The organism is Lactobacillus equicursoris DSM 19284 = JCM 14600 = CIP 110162, assembly GCF_001434815.1.
Taxonomy (GTDB): domain Bacteria; phylum Bacillota; class Bacilli; order Lactobacillales; family Lactobacillaceae; genus Lactobacillus; species Lactobacillus equicursoris.
Genome location: NZ_AZDU01000152.1, coordinates 1 through 301, shown reverse-complemented (window position 1 = coordinate 301; position 301 = coordinate 1). Strand labels below are relative to the sequence as shown.

The following is a 301-nucleotide window of genomic DNA, read 5'->3' as shown; positions in this document are numbered from 1 at the left end:
GCTTTTTGCCAGTTGCCGTTATGCATGATCAACCGGCACTGCTGTCCATTGATGTAATTCTTGCCATTGTTCAGCACGTAATTGCCTAAGCCGTTTGTCAGATAAACGTAATATCCGTTCGACTTAAAGCCTTTTACATAGCCCTTGGCATGATTTCCTATCACACGAACGTAGTCATTTAGCCACAAGCCACGTGCATGATTCGTATTCTTCTCATTACGCTTGGATGACGTATTTGGCTGCTTTCTGCCTTTTCTTGCAGTTGCTTCGTGAAGCGACCGCTTCTTCTTGCGGAACTGGC

The 301-nt window shown here is 45.5% G+C and carries 1 pseudogene; it reads right to left on the bottom strand.

The features are described from left to right. Positions 1-301 (bottom strand): annotated as a pseudogene (locus FC20_RS09785) (RNA-guided endonuclease IscB); the annotation flags it as partial.